The organism is Microbacterium sp. CH-015, from assembly GCF_049707015.1.
In the GTDB taxonomy this organism is placed as follows: Bacteria; Actinomycetota; Actinomycetes; order Actinomycetales; family Microbacteriaceae; genus Microbacterium; species Microbacterium aurum.
The window spans coordinates 1-21,756 of the sequence record NZ_JBNAFJ010000017.1 but is presented as its reverse complement, the minus strand read 5'-3'; the positions used below and the strand labels follow the sequence as shown (position 1 = coordinate 21,756).

Below are 21,756 nucleotides of genomic sequence, written 5' to 3'. Positions count from 1 at the left end.
CTGATCAAGTTTGTGTTCGGGTGAACCCATTCTGACAAGAATGTTCAGAAATTACGAGTTGAACGGAGAAGTTTTACATGCCCGTTACCAACAGAGCCGTTCCTCAGGGCCGGCCGGAGCCGTGCGTCGCGGCGCGCGTCACCCGCAGCGCCTCGAGCGTCTGCTGATAGCGACCCTGCGCGATCGCGGTGAAGAGACAGTCCACGAGCGCCAGTTGCGCAATGCGACTGACCATCGCCCCGGCCCGGAAGTCGGTCTCACGGGCTTGCGTCGTCAGCACGATCCCCACGTTCTGTCCGAGCGTCGAATCACGCACGCTCGTGACGCCCACGGTCGAACCCGCCGCATCACTCGCGATCTGAACGAACCGGTTGGTCTCGGGGGTCTCGCCGCGGTGCGAGAAGGCGATGGCGACCGTCCCCGGTTGCGGGAGTGCGGCACAGGCCCATGCCTCGTGCGGATCGCTGAGCACGACGGCGGGGCGGCCGATGCGCAGGAGTTTGTGGCCGAGGTCCGCAGCGATGAACTGACTCGCCCCGACGCCATACAGCAGAATGCGGTCCGACGCACTGATGAGCGAGGCGGCACGACCGAGGTCGTCGACGTCGAGCGCCGCGAGCGTCTCCTCGATGGCGAGAATCTCACGGGAGCGAATCTTCGCGACGATGTCGCTGAGCGAGTCCGCATCGGTGATGTCAGAGCCGAAGCTCATCCCGTCGCCGAACTGCGCGCGCTCCTTGCCTATCTCGGAGGCGAGCGCCATACGGAGCTGCGCATAGCCGGAGAGGCCTATCGAACGGCAGAACCGCACGACGGAGGCGACCGAGGTGTCGCACAGCGCAGCCAGTTCGTTGATGGTGTTGTCGACGACGGCCGCCGGGTTGGCGCGAATGAACTCAGCTACCCGCGCGAGCGACGGCGAGAGCGTGCCCGCCGTCGCGTCGATCGTGGATTGTATGCTCATGGTTCCTCCCGCCCCAGTATGTCGCCAGAGCGCGCAAGGCCGCGAAGCGCGCCGTTACTTCTGGCAATGAATTACGCAGAAGGCTAGTTCAATGTAGAGTTCTTACGAACTTCCGAGCACCCCTTGAGCAGGAGGCCCTCCATGACGGTACGCACGGTCTTCCTCGCCGACATCGGCAAGTCCACGACGCGCGTCGCCCTCGCCCGCAACGGCGTCATCGGAACCGTGCTCTCGGGCGCCGGAATTCCTGGCCTGGCCGAGAGCGGTGGGGCGAGAGCCGCGCAGGCGCGGATCGACGCCCTCACACCCGGGCTCGGGTCCCATGCCTTCCACGCGGTCTCGGTCGGAGCTGCTGGGGCGCTCAGCGCTCCGGAGGCCGCAGAAGAGCTCGCCCGCCTGCTCGCAGATCGGTGGTCGACGCCGGCCAGCGTCACCTCCGATGTCGTCGCAGCCCATGTCGGAGCGCTCGACGGAGAGGTCGGCACCATTCTCATCGCCGGCACCGGCGCCGTGGCACTGGGGGTGCGTGACGACGGCGGCTTTGACCTCACCGACGGGCTCGGGCCCGAGCTCGGCGACCACGGCAGCGGATACTGGATCGGTCGCGCGGGACTTCGGTCGACGCTTCGCGCGGGCTCGGAGACGATTCTCGCTGCGCGAGCCCTCGAGCACCTCGAGCACCTCGATGCCCCTCGATGGCTGGCACAGCAGGAGCATCCCCTTGCCGCGGTCGCGCGCTTCGCGCCCGTCGTGCTCGACTGCGCCCGCAGCGGCGACGATGTCGCCCGAGGCATCTGCGACGCGGCCATCCGCGAGCTGACCGCGACGACCCGCGACGCGTCGAGTAGCGGCGACAGGGTGAGCGTCCTCGGCGGACTCGCCTCACACGCGTGGTTCGCGAACCGGCTGCGAGAGTCGCTCGCCCAGGCCGGATTGCGACCCGAGGGCGCGCGCGGATCTGCGATGGACGGCGCACTCCTCATCGCCGATCGCGCCACCCTCCCCCACGAAAGGCTCATCCATCGTGTCCTCTGATTCCCCCTCGCTGCGCGCGATCATCTCCGAGCTCGAATCGCTCACGACGGAGTCGATGCTGGTCGACCGCGCCGACCTCGACACTCTCGCGACGCGCGATCTCGTCGATGCGATGAACCTCGAGGACGCCCGCGTACCCGCCGCGGTCGCTGCAGCCGGCGACGACATCGCGCGCGCCGTCGACGGCATCGCCGACCGGCTGCGCCGAGGCGGCCGCCTGATCTACCTCGGCGCCGGTACCGCGGGGCGCGTCGGCGTGCTCGATGCAAGCGAATGCCCCCCGACGTTCGGCACGTCACCCGACCTCGTCGTGGGCATGGTCGCGGGGGGCCCCGGGGCCATCCAGACTGCCGTCGAGGGTGCAGAGGATGACCCCGACGGCTCCGCCGCGGACTTCGATCGTCTTGCGGTCGGACCCATGGATGTTGTGGTCGGGATATCTGCCTCCGGCCGCACCCCGTACGTCACCGGCGCACTCGACCGCGCCCGCGCACGCGGCGCTCTGGCGATCTCGGTGGCCGCCAATGCGGACTCGGTGATCAGCAGGCATGCTGACGTCGCGATCGAGACGGTGGTCGGTCCGGAGTTCGTGTCGGGGTCGACACGGCTGAAGGCAGGCACCGCCCAGAAGCTCGTCCTCAACATGCTCTCGACCCTCAGCATGATCAAGCTCGGCAAGACCTATCACGGCGTCATGGTCGACCTGCAAGCGACCAACGAGAAGCTCCACGCGCGCTCCGTTCGGACGGTCGCCACGATCACCGGGTGCGACTACGCCACGGCCGCTGATGCCCTGACGGCCGTGGGGGGTGGGGTGAAGCCGGCCATCCTGACGATCCTGACCGGGATGCCGCCGGCCGACACGACCGCTGCCCTGGATGACGCGCAGGGCATCTTGCGCGTGGCGATCGGCAAGGCCCAGGCACGGTGACGACCCCGTCGACCACCGTGCCAGCTGGATCGATTGCGCCGGCGGTCGCGGCGGCGGTGGCGGACGCATCCCGCATCAAGACCCGTGCGATCGACCGCGTCGCGTATGCGAGCGACGCCTCACACTTTCTGCTGACGCCGCGCGCCATCGTCGTCGCGGAAGATGCGGCGGAGGTCGCCGCCGTGCTCCGAGCGGCGAGTGCGGCCGGCTCGCGCGTCACGTTCCGATCGGGCGGCACGAGCCTGTCGGGACAGGCATCGGGTGACGACCTCCTCATCGACACGCGCCGCGGGTTCCGCCGGATCGACGTGCTGGACGGCGGGATGCGCGTGCGTGTGCAGCCCGGGGCGACCGTGCGACAAGTCAATGCGCGCCTCCTCCGCCACAGCCGGCGCCTCGGACCCGACCCCGCGAGCGAAGTCGCCTGCACGATCGGCGGTGTCGTCGCGAACAACTCCAGCGGCATGGCGTGCGGCATCACGGAGAACACGTACCGGACGCTCGAGTCGATGGTCATCGTGCTTCCGAGCGGGACGACGATCGATACGGGTGACCCCGACGCCGACACCCACCTGCGCAACCGCGAGCCCGACCTCTTCGAGGGCCTCATACGCCTGCAACGCCGTGTCCGGTCGAACCCGCAGTCGGTCGCGCTGATCGAAAGCCAGTTCGCCATGAAGAACACGATGGGCTACGGCATCAACGCGCTGCTCGACTTCGACTCCCCCGTTCACGCACTGGCACACCTCGTCATCGGCAGCGAGGGGACTCTCGCGTTCGTCGCCGAGGCGACCTTTCGAACGGTGCCGATCAAGCCCAAGACCACCACGACGCTCGCCGTGTTCCCGACCCTGGACGACGCGACGCGGGCGCTCCCGGCACTCGTGGCGACGGAGGCCGCGACCCTCGAGCTCATGGATGCCACGAGCATCCGGGTCGGCCAGTCGTTCGCCGACGCCCCGGCGCAGATCCTCGGATTCTCCCCCTCGACGGAGGCGGCACTGCTCATCGAGTACCACGCGACAGGGGATGACGAACTCGCAGCGCTCGCGGCGCGCGGCGCGGACGTCCTGGGCAGCATCGCGCTCCGCGCTCCCGCGGTCTTCTCGTCCGAGGTCGAGGCGCGCGCGACGGCATGGAAGCTCCGGAAGGGCCTCTACACATCGGTCGCAGGGGCGCGGCCCTCCGGAACGACGGCGCTCCTCGAAGACATCGTCGTGCCGGTCCCCTCGCTCGCATCGACGTGCGACGGGCTTCAGCTGCTTTTCGAGAGGTACGGCTACCGCGACTCCGTCATCTTCGGCCACGCGAAGGACGGCAACATCCACTTCATGCTCACCGACCGCTTCGAGGGCGCCGAGGCGATGGCCCGCTTCTCGGGCTTCACGGAGGAGATGGTCGATCTCGTGCTCGACGCGGGCGGCAACCTCAAAGCCGAGCACGGCACCGGGCGCGTCATGGCGCCGTTCGTACGGCGTCAGTACGGCGACGAGCTGTACGGCGTCATGCGCGAGCTGAAGCGGCTGTGCGACCCGACCGGCATCCTCAACCCCGGCGTCATCATCGGCGATGATCCGCATGCGCACCTTCGTGACTTCACGCACGCCGAGCCCATCGAGGCCGAGGCAGATCGGTGCGTGGAGTGCGGATACTGCGAGCCCGTGTGCCCCTCGAAGGACCTGACCCTCACACCGCGCCAGCGCATCGTCGTGCGACGCGCAACGGCACGGGCCGAGGCATCCGGAGACCACGCCCTCGCGCGCGAACTCGACCGCGACTACGACTACGCGGGCATCGACACGTGTGCCGTCGACGGGATGTGCGCCACGGCATGCCCCGTGCTCATCGACACGGGTTCGCTCATCAAGCGCCTGCGCCGCGAAGAGGCGAACCCCGTGCTCGCGGCCGGGTGGAAGGCCGCTGCGAAGGTCTGGGGACCCATGACGCGGGTCGGGTCAGTCGCACTGACGGCCGCCGATGCCGTGCCGGCGCGCCTCGTGACGGCGGCGACGACGGCAGGGCGCGCACTTCTCGGTGCGGATACGGTGCCGACCTACGCCGCAGATCTGCCGGGCGGAGGGCCCGCCAGGCGCGGACGGGCGGGCCTGCTCGGCGCGGGCGCTCGCGCTCCGATCGCGGTGTACCTGCCTGCGTGCGTCAACAGCATGTTCGGCGCGGCGGGTGACGGCATCGGCGTGACTGCGGCGTTCACACGACTCCTCGCACGCGCGGGCATCAGCGTCGTCGTGCCCGAGGGCATAGAGACGCTGTGCTGCTCGACGCCGTGGACGTCGAAGGGCTACGCGGCGGGCCGCGACGTCATGGTGCGGCGAGTCGTCGACTCCGTGCGCGGTGCTTCGCGGAACGGCGAGCTCGTCATCGTGAGCGACGGCGCGAGCTGCACAGAGGGCTTCGCACATATCTTCGACGACGCGGGGCTCGCCTACCGCACGGAAGACGCCGTCGACTTCGTCGCGCGCGAGGTGTTGCCCGTTCTCGGCGACATCTCACCCATCGTCGACACTCTCGTCCTGCATCCGACCTGTTCGTCGACGCAGATGGGGCTGAACCCGGCACTTCATACGGTCGGGGACGCCGTCGCCCACGAGGTGAGGGTCCCGGATGCCTGGGGATGCTGCGGTTTCGCCGGTGACCGCGGGATGCTGCACCCCGAACTCACAGCATCGGCGACCGCCGCTGAAGCCGCCGAAGTGCGTGCCCTCGACGCCGATGGTCACGCTTCCTGCAATCGCACGTGCGAACTCGGCATGACGCGGGCGACCGGGAAGGAGTATCGTCACGTGCTCGAACTGCTCGAGGAGGCCACGCGCTCACTGCCCGCCCCTCAGTCGCGGTAGCGACGCTCAGGGCGCTTGGCGGAGCGCTGGAAGCGATCGGGCTTGATCTCGATCAGGCGACCGCTGATCCGCGTGTTCTCCAAGCGCTTCAGCGTGCCCGGGGGCAGGTCGGCGGGCAGCTCGACGAGCGAGAAGTCGGGGCGGATCTGGATCGCGCCGAAGTCCTCCCGGCGGAATCCGCCCTCGTTCGCGAGCGCGCCCACGATCTGCCGCGGCTCGACCTTGTGCCGGCGGCCGACCTCGATCCGGTAGGTGGCCGTGGGACCGCTCGACCGGCGGCGGTCGCCCCCGTCGCGCTCCCGACGCCCGTCACGGCCGCCGTCGCCGCGGCCGCGGTCGTCGCGGTCCCGGTCGAAGCGCTCACGGCGCGGCTGATCGGCATCCGCGTCGAGCAGCAGCGGCGTCTCCCCCTGCGCGACGACGGCGAGCGCGGCGGCGACATCGGCCTCGGGCACGTCGTGGTGCGTGACGTAGTGGGTGATGATGTCGCGGAAGCGGTCGATCCGCTCGGTCTCGGCGAGCGCGGCGGTGATCGCGTCGTCGAAGCGGGTGAGCCGGGTGGCGTTGACGTCGTCGACGCTCGGAAGGGTCATCTCCGTCAGCGGCTGTCGCGTCGCCTTCTCGATGGAGACCAGCATCCGCCGCTCGCGCGGGGTCACGAAGCTGATGGCATCGCCCGTGCGGCCGGCGCGGCCGGTGCGGCCGATGCGGTGCACGTACGACTCGGTGTCGATCGGCAGGTCGAAGTTGACGACGTGGCTGATGCGGTCGACGTCGAGGCCGCGGGCGGCGACATCGGTCGCGACGAGGATGTCGAGCTTGCCGGCCTTGAGCTGGTTGACGGTCCGTTCGCGCTGCGCCTGCGCGACGTCGCCGCTGATCGCGGCGGCGGTGTAGCCGCGGGCGCGGAGTTTCTCGGCGAGCGTCTCGGTCTCGTTCTTCGTGCGGGTGAACACGATCATGCCCTCGAACGGCTCGACCTCGAGGATGCGGGTGAGCGCATCGACCTTCTGCGGATACGACACCACGAGGTAGCGCTGCGTGATGTTGGTCGCGGTCGAGGTCTTCGCCTTGACGTTGATCTCCTCGGCATCCTTCAGATACGTGCCCGCGAGGCGTCGGATCTGCGCCGGCATGGTCGCGGAGAAGAGCGCCACCTGCTTGCCGGCGGGGGTGTCGGCGAGGATCGTCTCGACATCTTCGGCGAAGCCCATCTTGAGCATCTCGTCGGCCTCGTCGAGCACGAGGTAACGCAGCTCGGACAGGTCGAGGGTGCCCTTGTCGAGGTGGTCCATGATGCGGCCCGGCGTGCCGACGACGATGTGCACGCCGCGGCGGAGTGCCGAGAGCTGCTGCCCGTAGCCCTGCCCGCCGTAGACGGGGAGCACGTGCACGCCGCGCAGGTGCGAGGCGTACGACTCGAACGCCTCGCACACCTGCAGCGCCAGCTCGCGGGTGGGCGCGAGGACCAGTGCCTGCGGCGTCTTCTGCGACAGGTCGAGTTGCGACAGGATCGGCAGCGCGAACGCGGCCGTCTTGCCCGTGCCCGTCTGCGCCGTGCCGAGCACGTCACGGCCGCGCAGCAGGGGCGGTATGGTCGCGGCCTGGATGGCGGACGGCGTCTCGTAGCCGACGTCCTTCAGCGCCTTCAGCACCGCGGCGTCGAGCCCCAGGTCGGCGAAGCCGGGAGCGTCGGACGGGGCGGTGGCGCTCTCACTAGTCATGCCCCCACGCTAGTCGCGCGGGCGGCTACTCATGCGTTCCGTCGTGCATGCCGATGGATGCCGCGTCAGAAGATGCCACGCCAGGCAAGGCATCCCCCGCCGGTCGCTGCCGTTCGCGCCGCGTCGCTTGGCGTTCCTTCGCCCACCGTGTGAATGCCTTCGAATCCGGGATGCGCGCCAAGAAAGGCCCCGCGACGATCGTCATCAGCACGTACGCGGCGGCGAGCGCCGCAAGCGATGCGTCGATGCCGGCGCCCACGGCAAGCCCCGCGATCACGATCGAGAACTCGCCGCGCGGCGTCAGCGCGAACCCGGCGCGCCAGCGCCCGGCCTCGGCGATACCGGCCTTGCGCGCGGCGAGGTAGCCCATCAGCACCTTCGTGGCCATCGTGAAGACGGCGAGCACGAGCGCGGGCAGCAGCATCGGCACGAGGTGCGACGGATCGGTCGACAGCCCGAAGTAGAGGAAGAAGACGGCCGCGAACAGATCGCGTAGCGGGGTCAGCATCCGTTCTGCAGCGACGGCCGTCTTGCCCTGGATCGCGATGCCGACCAGGAACGCTCCGACGGCCGCCGAGACCTTCACCTCGGAGGCGAGGCCCGCGACGAGCACCGTGACGCCGAGCACGGCCAGCAGCAGCGCTTCAGCGTTGCGCGTCCACAGCATCCGCGAGAACCACCGCCCGTGCCGCAGAGCGAGATAGAGGATGACGACGACCGATGCCAGGGCCACGACGACCGTCACAGTCGCCGCCCCGAAGTCAAGCCCTACCAGCAGCGCCGTGAGCACGGGCAGATAGAAGGCCATCGCGAGGTCTTCAATCACGAGGATCGACAGGATCGTCGGCGTCTCGCGGTTGGTGAGGCGGCCGAGCTCGTGCAGCACCTTCGCGATGACGCCCGACGACGACACCCACGTGATGCCGCCCAGCACGAGCGCCGCGACCGGACCCCAGCCCATGACGAGCGCGAAAACGATGCCGGGAATGGCGTTGAGCGCCATGTCGAGCAGGCCCGCCCGCGACGACGTGCGCAGGTTGCCGATCAGCTCACGGGCGTTGTACTCGAGCCCCAGCATCAACAGGAGCAGGATGACGCCGATCTCGGCGCCGACGGCGATGAAGCCCTCCGCGTGGTCGATCGGGATCAGCCCGCCCTCGCCGAGGGCGAGTCCGCCGAGCAGGATGAACGGGATCGGCGAGATGCCGATGCGCCCCGCGATGCGGCTCAGGATCGCGATGCCGAGCAGAAGCGCGCCGATCTCGATGAGGTCGAGCGCTCCATGATCCATGCGGGGTGGGCTCCGATTCAGTCGCCGGCGATGATGTGCACGAGTCGGTCGAGGCCCTCGCGCGTGCCGACGGCGACGAGGACGTCGCCGGCGTCAATACGATCGCCCGGCTCGGGTGCGGGCACGACGCCGGTCTCGCGGACGATCGCGACGATCGAGCAGCGTGTCAGGGTGCGCGCGTGCGTGTCGCCCAACGTACGCCCCACGTACGGCGAGTCGGCGCGCACGGGGATCTGCTCCATGTACAGGCCCGCGATCTGCTCGCGCAACCCGGCCATCTGGGTGAGCAGGAGCGACCCGCCGAGCACTTCCGACAGGGCCGTCGCCTCGTCGTCGCTGAGCTGGATCGTCTCTTCGGCGCGATCGGGATCGTCCTCGTCCGACAGTGCGAGTTCGCGTCCCCCGTCGCGGAAGTTGATGATCGACAGCCGACGTCCACCCCGCGTGAGGATGTCGTGGCGAACGCCGATACCGGGAAGCTCGGCGCGTTCGACATGCACTGGCATGCGTACATCATGGCACCGGGCCGTCGATAGTCTGAGCTCGCGTCGCGATGTGGCGACGTCGGATGCCCGTGTGGCATCCCTCACGTCACCCGCGCGGGCCCGCCGTGACCGACTGATCACCCGCTGTTCACCAAAAGGATCCAGCATGACGGACATGTCGCATCCCGATTCGCCCTCCCCCGACGTCGCTTTCGGCGCGACGGCCGCCCGGCCCATCCCGCGCAAGCGCGTCATCTCGTGGGCGATGTGGGACTGGGCGATGCAGCCGTTCAACACGGTCATCCTCACCTTCGTCTGGGTCGCCCTGTACCTGACCTCGCGCGAGTTCCTCGACCCCGCCGTGCGCGAGTCGGGCCTGCTCGCCGACGGCTCGTACATGAGCTGCAACGAAACCGCGAATCTCGCGAGCGCGTATTGCCAGGGGCTGACCGACCTGTCGGAGTGGTGGGGCTGGGCGAACTTCGTCGCCGGCATCCTGATTCTGCTGCTGGCGCCGGTGCTCGGTCAGCAGGCCGATGCGCGCGGCAGCAAGAAGAAGTGGATCATCGGTGCAACCCTCGCGATCGGGCTCATCCAGTTCTCGCTGTTCTTCGTCGAGGCCGACCCGAAGTTCTTCTGGTTCGGCGCGCTCGCCGTCGCGATCGGCGCCGTCGTCAGCGAGATCGGCAACGTCAGCTACTACGCGATGCTCTCCGAGGTGTCGACGCCGAAGACGGTCGGGCGGGTCTCGGGGCTCGGCTGGGGCCTCGGATACATCGGCGGCGTCGTCGCGCTGATCGTGTGCATCCCGGTGCTGTTCGGGCTCGGCCAGAGCAACCCGCTCGCGTACAAGCTGGTCGCCGTGATCTGCGGCCTGTGGACGCTCGTCTTCTCGATCCCGTTGTTCCGCAACGTGCCCGAGTCGCCCGCATACGGCGGCGCGGGCAAGACGGGCTTCTTCTCCTCGTACATCGTGCTCGCGAAGAACCTGAAGAAGCTGTTCGTGTCGAACCGTTCGACCTTCTGGTTCCTTGTGGCCTCGGCGGTCTATCGCGACGGACTCGCCGGCGTGTTCGCGTTCGGCGCGGTGCTGGCGGCGCAGGGCTTCGGATTCTCGTTCATCGAGGTCATCCTCTTCGGTCTCGCGGCGAACCTCGTCGCCGGTATTTCGACGATCTTCGCCGGCCGCCTCGACGACGTGATCGGCCCGCGCCGGCTGATCCTGATCGCGCTCACGGGGCTCGTTGCGATGGCGCTCGTGGTGTTCGTGCTGCGCGACTTCGGCACGATCGTCTTCTGGATCTGCGGCCTCGCGCTGTGCGCGTTCGTGGGCCCCGCCCAGGCGGCGAGCCGCGGACTGCTCACGCGCCTGACCCCGCCGAGCATGCAGGGCGAGATCTTCGGCCTGTACGCGACGACCGGCCGCGTGGCCTCGTTCCTGTCGCCGCTCGCGTGGTCGCTGTCGCTCGCCTGGTTCGGCGGCATCGTCTACGGCGTGCTCGGCATCGGGGTCGTCCTGCTGCTCGGACTCATCCTGCTGCTGCTCGTGAAGCTGCCGCCGCACGTGCGGGCGTAGCGCGCGGCGGGGTAGCGCGCGCCCGCGCGGCGTCAGCCCTGCGGCCAGGATGCCGCGAGCTTGGTCAACAACCGGGCGAGGTCGGCGCGCTCGGCGGGAGTGAAGTCGGCGAGCGCTGTCTGCAGCTGCTCGCGGCGCTGTCCGCGGAAGCCGCGCGCGAGGCGCTGTCCCTCGTCGGTCAGCGCGACGCGGGTGCGGCGGGCGTCGTCGGGGTCGGCCTCGCGCCGCACGAGCCCCAGCTCGACGGCCTGCTGGATGAGGCGCGACGCCCGCGGCTGGTCCACTCCGATGGCGTCCCCCACTTCGCTGACGCTCAGGGGGTGGGATGCCGCGGCGAGCGCATCGAGCAGGCGCATGCGCGCGGGTCCGCCCAGGCGGATGCCGTCTGCCCACGGCGAATGGCGGTGCCCGTCGTCGCCGTCGGGGCCGTGCGCCTGGGGTGACCGGGGTGGTCATGGGGTCCGCCGTGCACCACGGCGGCAAGAAGCTCCGCCCGCTCATCGAGCGGGGCTGGGTCGCCGAGGACGGCGACGGCTGGACGCTGACCGACGAGGGGCGCGCCGCCAAGGAGCGTCTCGGTGAGATCGTCGCGGGCATCCGCGCACGGGTCGCCGCCACGGTCTCCGACGAGGACTTCGCGACGACGCTCGCGACTCTCGAGGCGATCGCGACCGAGCTCGGCTGGGATCCCGACGAGTGGATGCCGCTGGGACGCGGCTTCGGCCGCGGCCGCCGCGGGTTCCGCCCCGAGTTCGGCCGCGGGTTCCGCGCCGGGCACGAGGTCTTCGGCCCCCACTTCGGCGAGGGCTACGGGCACGAGGCGGATCGCGAGTGCGACCACGGCGGCCCCCGCCACGACGGACCCCACGGCCAGCGCCACCACGGCGAGGTCCACGGCCACTACCGCGGGCACGGCGACCACGCCGCGCAGCACGCCTACGAGCGAGGCTTCGACGCCGGCTTCAGTCGCGGCGCCGAGGCGCACGGCGCGTGAGGCTCCGGCAGTATGCATCGGCCCGACGCATCCTGCCGCTTCCCCTCTACAAGACCGACAACGCGCGTCGGGTCACAGAAGGCCGCATCCGCGGGGAGGCGGCCTTCGCCGTGGATCGCGCGGTCAGGCCCCGCGGGCACCGGCGTCGGTCGAGCCGACGTCGGTGCGGTGGAAGTTCTGGAACGAGCGGGATGCCGTGGGGCCGCGCTGACCGTGGTAGCGGTTGAGATAGGGGCCCGTGCCGTACGGGTTCTCGGCCGCCGACGAGAGGCGGAAGAAGCACAGCTGCCCGATCTTCATGCCCGGCCACAGCTTGATCGGCAGGGTCGCGACGTTCGAGAGCTCGAGCGTGACGTGGCCCGAGAATCCGGGGTCGATGAAGCCGGCGGTCGAGTGGGTCAGCAACCCCAGGCGGCCGAGCGAGGACTTGCCCTCGAGGCGCGCGGCGATGTCATCGGGCAGCGTCACCTGCTCGAACGTCGAGCCGAGCACGAACTCGCCCGGGTGCAGGACGAACGGCTCGTCAGGCGCGACCTCGATGAGGTGCGTCAGGTCGGGCTGGTCTTCGGCCGGATCGATGAACGGGTACTTGTGGTTGTCGAACAGCCGGAAGTAGCGGTCCAGCCGCACGTCGACGCTCGACGGCTGCACCATCGACGCATCCCACGGGTCGATGCCGACCCGGCCGGTGGAGGTTTCGGTTCGGATGTCGCGGTCGCTCAGCAGCACGCGGCCAGCCTATCCGCGGGCCGTGCTCTCTCGTGCAGAGTGCACCACCGACACGGCGCACGCATCCTCGGCGCTTTCTCAGAAAGACTGAAGGCGCGGTCGCTAAACTCTCGACAGTCCAGGGGGAGTATTCTGAGACGGCCAGTTCGTCACTACGTGTGCAACGTCGCGCGCCGGACGGCCGGTCTTCCGACACAGGGAGATGGAAGAGACTCTGGGCGCTGACCGCGTCAACGCCCAGATCTCGGAGCCCCCGTGAACATCACTCCCCTCGTGTGGATCATCACGATCGCCGTCACGATCGCCTTCTTCGTGTACGAGTTCTTCGCGCACGTGCGCAAACCCCACGAACCCACGATCGGCGAGTCAGCGCGGTGGTCGGCCTTCTACATCAGCCTCGCGCTGCTGTTCGGCGTCGGCATCGGCGTCGTGTCGGGGTGGACCTACGGCGGCGAGTACTTCGCCGGCTACCTCACCGAGAAGGCGCTGTCGATCGACAACCTGTTCGTCTTCCTGATCGTCATGACGAGCTTCGCCGTGCCGAAGATCTACCAGCAGAAGGTGCTGATGATCGGCATCGTCATCGCGCTGATCCTCCGCGGCGTCTTCATCGCCGTCGGCGCGACCCTGATCTCCAACTTCTCGTGGATCTTCTATCTCTTCGGCGCGCTGCTGCTGTTCCTCGCCTATCGGCAGGCGTTCTCGCACGGCGAGTCGAACCCCGCGGACGGGCGGTTCATGCGGTTCGTCCGTCGCCACCTGCCGGTCAGCGATGAGTACGACGGCGACCGACTCACCGTGAAGCGCGACGGCCGGCGTTTCGTGACGCCGATGCTTCTCGTGATCATCGCGATCGGCTTCGTCGACCTCGTCTTCGCCGTCGACTCGATCCCGGCGATCTACGGTCTCACCGAAGAGGCGTACATCGTCTTCACGGCGAACGCGTTCGCCCTCATGGGCCTGCGCCAGCTGTACTTCCTCATCGGCGGGCTGCTCGAGCGCCTCATCTACCTCGCGCAGGGCCTGGCCGTCATCCTCGCGTTCATCGGCGTCAAGCTCGTGCTGCACGCGATGCACGTCAACGAGCTGCCGTTCATCAACGGCGGCGAGCCCATGCTGTGGGCGCCCGAGATCCCGATCTGGTTCTCGCTGCTGTTCATCGGCGCGACGGTCACCGTGGCGACGATCGCGAGCCTCGTCGTGACCCGCCGCCGGGGGCGGCTCGGACCCCCGGATGCCGACGCCATCGCCTCGGCTGATGACACCGCGCCCGCCGACACACCCAGACGCTGATGGGCGATCTTCTCTGGAACATCGCGCTCGTCTTCACGTTCGTCCTCGTCGGGGGCGTGTTCGCCGCGACCGAGATGGCCCTCGTCACGCTGCGCGAGAGTCAGATCAACGCGATCGCGGCCCGCGGCCGGCGCGGCGCGAAGGTCGCCGGGCTCGCACGCAACCCCAACACCTTCCTCTCCGCCGTGCAGATCGGCGTGACGGTGGCCGGATTCGCCTCGGCCGCGTACGGGGCGACCTCGATCGCGCCGTCGGTGGCCCCGCTGTTCGTGGGATGGGGGATGTCGACATCCGCAGCCCTCACCCTCGCGACGACCGTGCTGACGCTCGTGATCGCCTACCTCTCGCTCGTGCTGGGCGAGCTCGTGCCGAAGCGGCTGGCGATCCAGCGCAACGCGCAGTTCGCCTACGCCGTCGCCCCCGTGCTCGACGGCTTCGCGACCGTCATGAAGCCGGTGATCTGGCTGCTGTCGGTGTCGACGAACGCGCTCGTGCGTCTGCTCGGCGGCGACCCGCTCAAATCGGGCGACGAGCTGAGCGACGATGAGGTGCGCGACATCGTCGCCACCCACCAGGGCCTGCCCGAAGACGAGCGGCGGATCCTCGACGACGTGCTGTCGCTGCGCGGACGACAGATCAGTGAGGTCATGCGCCCGCGGCCCGAGGTCGTGGCCCTCGACGACAACGCGACCGTCGGCGACGCGGTCGTCCGCGTGAGCGAGCTGCCGTTCTCGCGCTACCCGGTCGCCAACACGTCGATCGACGACATCGTGGGCTTCGTGCACGTGCGCGACCTCTTCGAGGCGGCGGCCGCCGACCCCGCGCGGCTGCTCTCCGACGTGATGCGGCCGATCTCGTACGTGCCCTCGTCGGCGCGGGTGCTGCCGACTCTGACGCGCCTGCGCGCCGCGGGCGATCAGATCGCGGTGGTCGTCGACGAGTACGGCGGCACTGACGGCATCGTCACCCTGGAGGATCTCGTCGAGAAGGTCGTCGGCGAGATCTTCGACGAGTACGACACCGCCGAAGACGCGGATGCCGCGAGCGGCATCGTCGACGGCCGCCTGAACCTCGGTGACTTCGAAGAGGTCACGGGTCTCGCGCTGCCCCGCGGGTCGTCCGACACGATCGCCGGGTTCGTGACGGAACGGCTCGGCCGCCTCGCACGGGTCGGCGACTCGGTCGAGGTGCCCGGTGCGACGCTGCAGGTGACGTCGATGGATCGCCGGAGGATCGCCGGCCTGCGCGTCGTGCAGACCGTGGACGACCCGGCGGAGCCCTCGGCCTCCGCGGGCACCTGATCGTCGTTGCACGGGGCAGCCGCCGCGCAGGGGGCCTCACTTCTGGGCCTCGTCCTTTTCGTGGTCGGGCTGACGACGGGCGCCCTCGAGCCGATCTAGAGGAGCGATCTCGGCGGAGTGCCCGCACATCGTCGGCTGACGTCAGTCAGCCAGTCGATCACTGACGTCAGCGACTGAGTCGACTCTTGTAGTTCGACGAAGCCCCCTGTGTCCTGATCGGGGCGGGTCGGGTTCGTCGCGTGCTGATGCGCCCGCGCGATCGTCGCGTCCACCGACACGTCCCAGCTGACCAGCACTGCCGCGTCGGCGTGCGCGATCAATGACTGCGGTACCCGATCCCAGGTCACGTCCCCGGCATAACGGCGGTGCCGTTTCCAGATCGTCTGCCACGGCCCGAACTCGAACGAACCGCCGACGCTGACGTCGCTCGAACTGCAGCTCGATCGGAGCGCGGTGACGACCGATCCCCAACCGGAACGAGCGCGCGCCTGGTGCGCTTCGGGCCGGCGCCCGTTGTCGCCGATGCCGAGGTGTGCATGTGGACGGGCAATGCCGTCACCATCCGCTTCCGCGCCGATGGCAAGGAGTTCCGCTGCTGGGTCTGGCGCGGCGCCGTCGAGCAAGCGCCGGCACGCCGGCTCAGTTAGCCGCAGTCGTACGCGCCGAGGCTCTCGCTCCCCAGTACCAGACTCGTCACCTGCGGCTCGGCGCCGCCCGATGTGTTTGCCACGTAGGCGGTCAGCACCACACCGTCCACAGAGCTCCACCAGAACTCACTGTCGACGTTCGAGTAGAACCCCGCGGCCTTCAACTCGGAGAGCGTGGTGCCGATGGTGATGCCGCTTTCTGTGCGTGGAGCGGGAACGTCCCCGCTGACTTCGCTGGCAGCGCTGATCTGGATCCATGGTCCGCGTTCACCGCCGCCGATGTTGCCGTCTGCGCCCCCGGCGACAGCCCACGCCACGTCCGCACCGGAGCAGAGGTATCGCCGCTCACGGACGAGCGCGAAGTCCTCCTCGATGTGCGCGAGACGGATCGGCCCGACGCCTTCCGCGGTGATGAGCCAGGGCTCGTCGGGGTCCGGCGCCGTCACCTCGGCAGCCGAGATTGTGAGGGATCGCGCGTTCTGCGGGAGTGCCATCTCGGCGATGTAGTCGATCGTGTTGATGGCGGCGGGTAAGAGAGCCAGAGCGACGCTGATCTTCCCCACCAACTGCCCGGCTAGCTTTCCCGCGGCGTTCTCCTGCATCCCGTTCGCAAGGAGTGCGAGACCAATCATTTGCGCGATCTTCTCGTCTGCCGACTGGAGGCATCCGAGGACGGCACCCGCGCCACTGCCGATATCCGTGACACCCGCAAGCGATGACCCGCAGTTGGCGACCGCGAGAGCAGCCGCGAGCGTGCCGTTGACCTTCGACGCGCCCCAGGCAACAAGCTGTTGCGCGATCGTTGACATCAAGACTTGCGAAACGGAAGGTAGCCGCATCTCAAGCAAGTACTCGCCCTTGAAATCTGCTAGGGCGGAAGCGGGGATGCCGAAACTGATCTCCTCGCCGGCGCCGACGAACCGGCCGCTGTTCAGGAGTTGATATGTCGCGTCCGCGACGGCTTGGTCGAGGCTCCCGACCTGTTCGAGGAGCTTGCCGATCGAGTTCTCTGAGGTGGAGTTATATTCCCACGCGGACGGGACGTTCAACACCGCGGGGAACCCGTAGCCGCGGTTTGCGCGGGCTTTCACGACGAGCAGGTCAGGGTTCGCTTTGTCGTATCCGGCGCAGAATCTGACGGGGTCATCAACGCCGACACCGACCGGGAGGTCGATGACCCAGGTGGGAGTCGGGAGCTCGCATTCGGGGAGGTCGACGCGCTTCGTGAAGATGTTGCCGAGCGACCAGTGCAAGGCCTCGCTCGCGGTATTGACCGCGCCTGTCGTCCACTCTGCGACCGCTTGTCCGGCCTTTGCCGCGTTGTCACGGATGGTGGTCAGCGCTTGCTGAGACCCCGAGATGAAATCGGTCCAGATGGAGAAGTGGTCGACGTCAGCGGTGACCGTGAGACGGTCCTTCGAGATGGACGTGGGAACCGCCTGCCAGGTCTCGAAATCCTTGTCCCAATACGCGAACGTCGCGACGACATCTTCGGGCAGCGGTTGCGCGTACGTGCGCGTGAGCGTGGCGCCACCCGAGGGCAACTCTCCGTCGAGCTCGATGCTCATGGGAGTGCCCATCACGAACTCTGTCGCCTGCCCCAGCCCCGTGATTTCGGCGGCCGCGGCCTCCGGGAGAGCAGCGACTTCGACAGTCGGCTGGACCCCACCTGCAACCGTGACATCCAACGAACCCGGGGTCACCGACTCCACGGCCGGTGGCGTACACGAGACCAGAAGCCCCATCGCTACAACGGCGGTGACGATGGCGGCGACGAACCGTCCCCCGAGTACATACATGTGATCTCCCCAGAACAATGAGCGTGTGTTCAGCATTGCGCATACACACGACACCGCGCGATCGTCGATCAGGTCTCGGGGACAGCCCACACGCACGAAGAGGGCAGGAGTGCGTTGACTCCTGCCCGCTCCTGTTGTGATGGGTCAGCGTGCGATCCCTGCGTCGGTATACGAGACCGGCGCTACGACCGGCTTTTGGGGCGCGGCTGACAGCCACGTCCGCGAACTTCAGTGAGGCTCCGACGTTGTCCGCGATGACATCGCGGGTCGCGTGCGTGCGCCCCGATCCCTTGTCGACGTACGTTCTGAACCGCAGTTCTCCGGCGACCATGACGCTATCGTCCTTGTGCAGCGAGTTCGAGACGTGCCGTGACTGCTGGTTGAACACCACCACACTGTGGAACACCGTTCCGGCATCTTCCCGGGTGTCAGAGAGAGCCGCATGCAGAAATGCCCAGATGGACACCACGTGGACCTCTCAACCCCGAAATGGACAACTTCTGACCGGAACCTCCACGAGTACGCGTCATCGGCCTGCAGGAGCACCGCCAGTCGACAATCACGATCGGAAAACCACGCCGTATCGAGCTTGACGCCGCGCGGACCGATCGCTGGTTGATGAGATGAGCCTGCCGATCCACGTCGAGAGTCCAGCGTCAGCGGCTATGCTGATTGAGGTTCGATCGCCGATCGAGCCGGAGTCAACAATTTCATATGTGTATACCAATGTGTATAGCAAGCCTTACGGGGAGCCCGACTTCCCAGTGTTTTCAAGGCCTCGGGGCTGTAGTTCAATGGCAGAACTTCTGCTTCCCAAGCAGACAGCGCGGGTTCGATTCCCGTCAGCCCCTCCACTTGTCAGCGTGCCGCCCCGCCCACCGGGTCGCCACAGCCGGGCGACCCGGTGGGCGCTCTGGGCGCGCTTCGCGCGGGGCGAGCGGCTCGGCGCGGAGGACCCGCTGGAGTTCCTCGCGCTGCGCGGGTGAGCGAGGCCGCCCGCGCCCCACATGGGCCCGGGATCTACCCGCCGGCTCTCTCGCCCGCGTACCGCGGCGCCATCGATTCCATCTGGGCCATCACGAGCTTGATCGCCTCGGGCTGCTTGTCGGGCGGGTACTTGTACTTGACGAGCAGCCGCTTGATCGAGGATCGCAGCTTCGCGCGCACGTCGTCGCGCACAGTCCAGTCGGTGCGCACGTCGCGGCGCATCACAGCGACGAGTTCGCGCGCGATCTGCGCCAGCACGTCCTCACCCTGCACCTCGATCGCCGAATCGTTCGCGGCGACGGCGTCGTAGAACGCGAGCTCGTCACTTGACAGCGGCGGCGAGAACGTCGAACCGCGGGATGCCTCGGCAGCGACGTCCTTCGCCAGTTCGACGAGCTCGGCGATGACCTCGGCCGACGTCAACTGCTGGTTCGTGTAGCGGTTCATGATCTCGGCGATCCGCTCCGAGAACGCCCGCTGGCGTACGAGGTTGCCGCGCGTCGCGCTCGACCCGGCATCCGTCAGCGACTTGCGCAGAGCTTCGATCGCGAGGTGGGCATTCGGCGCGGCCTGCGCCTTCGCGAGGAACTCGGGCCCGAGATCGTCGAGCGCCAGCCGCGGCAGCCCCGCCGCGTCGTAGATGTCGAGCACCTCGCCGGGGGCGATCGAATCGGCGACGAGCGTTCCGAGCAGACGCGAGATCTCCTCGGGGATGGGCTCGTCGCGCGCCTGCCGCTCGGCGGCGTCGAACTTCGCCATCCAGACGCGGACCTCTTCGTAGAACGCGATCTCATGATGCAGCTCTGCCAGGCCCGCGCGCCCCGACGCGAGCGCCCAGGCTCGCGCGAGCTTCCCGGTCGCCGCCCGATACCGCGCCGCCAGCCGCTCGGCGCCGAGGTCGGGCGCATTCGAGGGGTTCGTCACGTCACGCAAGAAGTTGGTCGCGGTGGTCGCCGCCGTCCGCCACGCCCGTGAACCGCCCTCCTCGGCGATCGCCTGCCAGTCGCACCCCACGAGCATCTCGCGGATCTGGGCGACGAGTTCCGTCGCGATCGCGACGGCTTCGTCGACGTCACGGCCGATCGGCTTGTTCTCGCGGTCAGACACCGTGTACTCCGACAGCGCTTCGGCGAGGTTGTCGGCGAGCGGTGCGTAGGCGACGAGCAACCCGTCCTGCTTGCCTTCGAACGTGCGATTCACGCGGGCGAGGGTCTGCATGAGCAGCGCCCCCTTGAGCGGCCGGTCGAGGTAGAGCGTGTGCAGCGGCGGCGCATCGAAGCCGGTGAGCATCATGTCTTTGACGATCACGAGTTCGAGCTCGTCGTCGGCGTTCTTCAGCCGCGCCTTGATCGCCTTGTTCTCCGAATCGCGCCGCACATGGGCGCTCACCGGAGGCTGGTCTGACGCCGACCCCGAGTACACGACCTTGATGCGCCCGGCATCCAGGGCATCCGAATGCCAATCGGGTCGCAGCGCGACGATCTCGGCGTACAGTCGCGCACAGATCTCACGGGTACCGCCGACGATCAGCGCCTTGCCGGGCGTGCTCAGGAACGGCGTCATCCGCTGGCGGCGCTCTTCCCAGTGCCGCACGAGGTCGGCCGCGAGCGTCTCGATGCGCTCCGGCGCACCGTAGACCGCGTTCACGACGGCGACGGATGCCTCGAGACGCGCCCGCTCGGTGTCGTCGAGCCCGACCGTGTACTCATCGGCGGCACGGTCGATGTCTTCCTCGCTGGCCTCGGCGGCGAACGCGACCTTGATGAGCCGCGGCTCGAAGTAGACCGGTACGGTCGCCCCATCATCGACGGCGCGGGTGAGGTCGTAGATGTCGATGTAGTCGCCGAACACGGCGCGGGTGTCGCGCTCGGCGAACGAGATCGGTGTGCCTGTGAACGCGATGAGTGTCGCGTTCGGCAACGCGTCGCGCAGGTGCCGTGCGTATCCGTCGAGGTCGTCGTAGTGGCTGCGGTGGGCCTCGTCTACGACGACGATCACGTTGCGGCGGTCGGTGAGCAGCGGGTGCTGCGTGCCCGCCTGCTTCTCGGCATCCGTCAGCCCGAACTTCTGGAGCGTCGTGAAGTAGATGCCGCCCGTGATGCGGTTGCGCAGCTCGTCGCGCAGCTGCGCGCGCTCGCGCACCTGCACCGGCTTCTCAGCGAGCAGAAGGCTCTGGTCGAACGTCTGGAACAACTGCCCGTCGAGCTCGGTGCGGTCGGTGACGACGACGACGGTGGGGTTCTTGAGTTTCGGATGCCGCGACACGAGGTTCGTGTACAGCTCCATCTCCATCGACTTGCCCGACCCCTGCGTGTGCCACACGACGCCGGCCTTGCCGTTGGTCTCCACCGCCTGCACGGTGGAGGCGACGGCCTTGGTCACCGCGAAGTACTGGTGCGGCTTGGCGATGCGCTTCGTGAGTCCGTCGGCGTTCTCGTCGAATGCAATGAAGTTGCGCACGAGCTGCAAGAAGCGCTCCTGATTGAACAGCCCGTCGAGCGCGTCATCGATCGGTTCGACCGAGATCGCGCCTTCGAGCCTCGGTTGCTGCAGCGGCGCACCGTCGTCGTCGACGTTCCACGGCGCGAAGTGGTTGAGCGGCGTGAAGGGCGTGCCGTACTTCGCCTCGAGTCCGTCGCTCGCGAGCGTGAGCACGCAGAAGCGGAACGCCATCGGGAACTCGCGGAGATAGGTCTGCAGCTGGGCGTGGGCGGGGGCGACACCGGTGGATGCCGAACCGGCACGCTTGAGCTCGATGATGACGAGCGGCATCCCGTTGACGAACAGCGCGATGTCGAGGCGGCGGTGCAGGTCACCCTGCCGCAGCGTGAGCTGGTTCACCGCGAGCCAGTCGTTCTCGCTGGGGTCTGTGCTCAGAAGGCGCAGCCGCGGGTTCTGCTCGACGCCGTCGGGGTCGATGTAGCTCAGCGGGTACCCGCCGACGAGGTACTGGTGGATCCGGTGGTTCTCGGTGATCGCGTCCTGCGATTTCGGCGCCGCGATCTCGGCGACAGCCTGCTGCAGGTACTCACCGGGCACCGCGGGGTTGAGGCGCCGCAGCGCTTCTAGGGCGTGTCTCCCATATGGGTTGTGATTGACGCGCGATTCTGGGTACATGGCTTCGGTTGTGGATTCTCGGACG

The 21,756-nt window shown here is 68.4% G+C and carries 15 protein-coding genes, 1 tRNA gene and 3 pseudogenes; 9 read left to right on the top strand and 10 right to left on the bottom strand.

Annotated elements, in window-relative coordinates; genetic code table 11:
* Window positions 1-103: 103 nt before the first annotated feature.
* Complete coding sequence (locus ACPYN4_RS15055) at window positions 104-964, bottom strand: MurR/RpiR family transcriptional regulator (RefSeq protein ID WP_287270911.1); 861 nt, start codon at window positions 962-964, stop codon at window positions 104-106.
* Between the two features lie 141 nt (window positions 965-1,105).
* Between ACPYN4_RS15055 and ACPYN4_RS15050 the strand changes: the two genes are divergently transcribed.
* From ACPYN4_RS15050 to ACPYN4_RS15040, 3 genes are read left to right on the top strand one after another with little or no spacing between them, the layout of a single operon-like run.
* The gene (locus ACPYN4_RS15050) at window positions 1,106-1,999 is read left to right on the top strand and encodes an N-acetylglucosamine kinase (RefSeq protein ID WP_287270913.1); all 894 of its coding nucleotides are present in this window, start codon (window positions 1,106-1,108) and stop codon (window positions 1,997-1,999) included.
* On the top strand, window positions 1,989-2,930 hold the full coding sequence (gene murQ / locus ACPYN4_RS15045; protein WP_287270915.1) for an N-acetylmuramic acid 6-phosphate etherase: 942 nt from the start codon (window positions 1,989-1,991) through the stop codon (window positions 2,928-2,930). Before ACPYN4_RS15050 ends, murQ begins: the two co-directional genes overlap by 11 nt.
* On the top strand, window positions 2,927-5,788 hold the full coding sequence (locus ACPYN4_RS15040) for an FAD-binding and (Fe-S)-binding domain-containing protein (RefSeq protein WP_424446823.1): 2,862 nt from the start codon (window positions 2,927-2,929) through the stop codon (window positions 5,786-5,788). Before murQ ends, ACPYN4_RS15040 begins: the two co-directional genes overlap by 4 nt.
* On the opposite strand, the gene ACPYN4_RS15035 is transcribed toward ACPYN4_RS15040, so the two are convergent.
* From ACPYN4_RS15035 to ACPYN4_RS15025, 3 genes are read right to left on the bottom strand one after another with little or no spacing between them, the layout of a single operon-like run.
* Window positions 5,776-7,512: a DEAD/DEAH box helicase gene (locus ACPYN4_RS15035; protein WP_424446822.1), complete on the bottom strand. Its 1,737-nt coding sequence runs from the start codon at window positions 7,510-7,512 to the stop codon at window positions 5,776-5,778. The genes ACPYN4_RS15040 and ACPYN4_RS15035 overlap by 13 nt on opposite strands.
* Window positions 7,513-7,537: 25 nt before the next feature.
* Complete coding sequence (locus ACPYN4_RS15030; protein ID WP_287270920.1) at window positions 7,538-8,803, bottom strand: cation:proton antiporter; 1,266 nt, start codon at window positions 8,801-8,803, stop codon at window positions 7,538-7,540.
* Between the two features lie 17 nt (window positions 8,804-8,820).
* A complete protein-coding gene (locus ACPYN4_RS15025; protein ID WP_287270921.1) occupies window positions 8,821-9,309 on the bottom strand; it encodes a cation:proton antiporter regulatory subunit in 489 nt (162 codons plus the stop codon).
* Between the two features lie 145 nt (window positions 9,310-9,454).
* On the opposite strand from ACPYN4_RS15025, the gene ACPYN4_RS15020 reads away from it, so the two are divergent.
* The gene (locus tag ACPYN4_RS15020; protein ID WP_239279512.1) at window positions 9,455-10,864 is read left to right on the top strand and encodes an MFS transporter; all 1,410 of its coding nucleotides are present in this window, start codon (window positions 9,455-9,457) and stop codon (window positions 10,862-10,864) included.
* 32 nt (window positions 10,865-10,896) lie between these two features.
* Here the strand turns inward: ACPYN4_RS15020 and ACPYN4_RS15015 are convergent, their stop codons facing one another.
* Complete coding sequence (locus tag ACPYN4_RS15015) at window positions 10,897-11,220, bottom strand: MarR family winged helix-turn-helix transcriptional regulator (RefSeq protein ID WP_239279511.1); 324 nt, start codon at window positions 11,218-11,220, stop codon at window positions 10,897-10,899.
* A gap of 98 nt (window positions 11,221-11,318) precedes the next feature.
* Here ACPYN4_RS15015 and ACPYN4_RS15010 point away from each other — a divergent pair, with 98 nt between their 5' ends.
* A complete protein-coding gene (locus ACPYN4_RS15010; RefSeq protein WP_287270938.1) occupies window positions 11,319-11,858 on the top strand; it encodes a hypothetical protein in 540 nt (179 codons plus the stop codon).
* Between the two features lie 123 nt (window positions 11,859-11,981).
* Here the strand turns inward: ACPYN4_RS15010 and dcd are convergent, their stop codons facing one another.
* The gene (dcd, locus tag ACPYN4_RS15005) at window positions 11,982-12,587 is read right to left on the bottom strand and encodes a dCTP deaminase (RefSeq protein ID WP_287270922.1); all 606 of its coding nucleotides are present in this window, start codon (window positions 12,585-12,587) and stop codon (window positions 11,982-11,984) included.
* A gap of 255 nt (window positions 12,588-12,842) precedes the next feature.
* Between dcd and ACPYN4_RS15000 the strand changes: the two genes are divergently transcribed.
* Window positions 12,843-13,880: a TerC family protein gene (locus ACPYN4_RS15000; protein WP_287270923.1), complete on the top strand. Its 1,038-nt coding sequence runs from the start codon at window positions 12,843-12,845 to the stop codon at window positions 13,878-13,880.
* Window positions 13,880-15,181 carry a hemolysin family protein gene (locus tag ACPYN4_RS14995; RefSeq protein ID WP_424446821.1) on the top strand — a complete coding sequence of 434 codons (1,302 nt, stop codon included), beginning with the start codon at window positions 13,880-13,882 and terminating at the stop codon, window positions 15,179-15,181. The genes ACPYN4_RS15000 and ACPYN4_RS14995 overlap by 1 nt, the downstream gene beginning before the upstream one ends.
* Before the next feature lie 203 nt (window positions 15,182-15,384).
* Here the strand turns inward: ACPYN4_RS14995 and ACPYN4_RS14990 are convergent.
* The 3 genes and pseudogenes from ACPYN4_RS14990 to ACPYN4_RS14980 all read right to left on the bottom strand — a co-directional run.
* Window positions 15,385-15,582, bottom strand: a pseudogene (locus ACPYN4_RS14990) (IS5/IS1182 family transposase); the annotation flags it as partial.
* Window positions 15,583-15,824: 242 nt separating this feature from the next.
* Complete coding sequence (locus ACPYN4_RS14985; RefSeq protein ID WP_424446827.1) at window positions 15,825-17,627, bottom strand: hypothetical protein; 1,803 nt, start codon at window positions 17,625-17,627, stop codon at window positions 15,825-15,827.
* A gap of 250 nt (window positions 17,628-17,877) precedes the next feature.
* Window positions 17,878-18,093, bottom strand: a pseudogene (locus ACPYN4_RS14980) (single-stranded DNA-binding protein); the annotation flags it as partial.
* A 314-nt stretch (window positions 18,094-18,407) separates the two neighbouring features.
* On the opposite strand from ACPYN4_RS14980, the gene ACPYN4_RS14975 reads away from it, so the two are divergent.
* Window positions 18,408-18,481, top strand: a tRNA-Gly gene (locus ACPYN4_RS14975).
* A gap of 9 nt (window positions 18,482-18,490) precedes the next feature.
* On the top strand, window positions 18,491-18,613 hold the full coding sequence (locus ACPYN4_RS14970) for a hypothetical protein (protein WP_275444950.1): 123 nt from the start codon (window positions 18,491-18,493) through the stop codon (window positions 18,611-18,613).
* A gap of 34 nt (window positions 18,614-18,647) precedes the next feature.
* On the opposite strand, the pseudogene ACPYN4_RS14965 reads toward ACPYN4_RS14970, so the two are convergent.
* Window positions 18,648-21,683 (bottom strand): annotated as a pseudogene (locus ACPYN4_RS14965) (type I restriction endonuclease subunit R); the annotation flags it as partial.
* Window positions 21,684-21,756 lie beyond the last annotated feature (73 nt).

Coding starts and splice junctions, on each gene's coding strand:
- ACPYN4_RS15055 (WP_287270911.1), bottom strand. CDS start 964: ATGAGCATACAATCCACGATCGACGCGACGGCGGGCACGCTCTCGCCG.
- ACPYN4_RS15050 (WP_287270913.1), top strand. CDS start 1,106: ATGACGGTACGCACGGTCTTCCTCGCCGACATCGGCAAGTCCACGACG.
- ACPYN4_RS15035 (WP_424446822.1), bottom strand. CDS start 7,512: ATGACTAGTGAGAGCGCCACCGCCCCGTCCGACGCTCCCGGCTTCGCC.
- ACPYN4_RS15030 (WP_287270920.1), bottom strand. CDS start 8,803: ATGGATCATGGAGCGCTCGACCTCATCGAGATCGGCGCGCTTCTGCTC.
- ACPYN4_RS15025 (WP_287270921.1), bottom strand. CDS start 9,309: ATGCCAGTGCATGTCGAACGCGCCGAGCTTCCCGGTATCGGCGTTCGC.
- ACPYN4_RS15020 (WP_239279512.1), top strand. CDS start 9,455: ATGACGGACATGTCGCATCCCGATTCGCCCTCCCCCGACGTCGCTTTC.
- ACPYN4_RS15015 (WP_239279511.1), bottom strand. CDS start 11,220: ATGCGCCTGCTCGATGCGCTCGCCGCGGCATCCCACCCCCTGAGCGTC.
- ACPYN4_RS15010 (WP_287270938.1), top strand. CDS start 11,319: ATGGGGTCCGCCGTGCACCACGGCGGCAAGAAGCTCCGCCCGCTCATC.
- ACPYN4_RS14995 (WP_424446821.1), top strand. CDS start 13,880: ATGGGCGATCTTCTCTGGAACATCGCGCTCGTCTTCACGTTCGTCCTC.
- ACPYN4_RS14985 (WP_424446827.1), bottom strand. CDS start 17,627: ATGTATGTACTCGGGGGACGGTTCGTCGCCGCCATCGTCACCGCCGTT.